1 protein-coding gene is annotated in these 541 nt (G+C 36.6%); it reads right to left on the bottom strand.

Features of this window, described 5'->3' with window-relative positions; translation table 11 throughout:
• The coding region (locus D9T19_RS14465) for an Ig-like domain-containing protein (RefSeq protein ID WP_162984619.1) at nucleotides 1–541 on the bottom strand (541 nt) is incomplete at both ends.

Raw genomic sequence — 541 nt, forward strand, 5'->3', positions numbered from 1 at the left:
GCTTCTACACCAGCTGGTAAATCTATTTGAACATCTACATTACCATCTAATTCTGTACCATTCAGTATTCCATCATTGTTTGTATCTTCTGTGATTGTTACTGCTGTTGGTGCTAGGGGTGGCGTAGTATCGATTGTAACAAGTTGAGTATTTACTGTTCCATCATTTCCTGCTAAATCTACTACTTTCATCTGAATTGTATTTGTACTAGTGAGATTAGCATCTGTATGAGTCACTGTTGTTCCTGCTACATCTGCAGTAATATCACTCCAAGTTAGACCATTATCATTACTATACATAAGTGCTTCATCACTTGCTAAGCCAGCTGAAAGTGTTGCTCCTATAGTTAAGCCATCATTATCGTTTGTGATAAAGTCATTTGTATTTGAACCTGTATCATCTGTGATACTTGTAATATCTACTGTTGTTGTTGGTGGCGTTGTATCGATTGTAACTTCTTGAGCAGCTACTGGACCATCATTATCACTTACATCAACCACTTTCATTTTTACAGTTGCTGTACTTGTTAAGTTAGCATCAT

The sequence above is a fragment of the Poseidonibacter antarcticus genome, assembly GCF_003667345.1.
Lineage (GTDB): Bacteria > Campylobacterota > Campylobacteria > Campylobacterales > Arcobacteraceae > Poseidonibacter > Poseidonibacter antarcticus.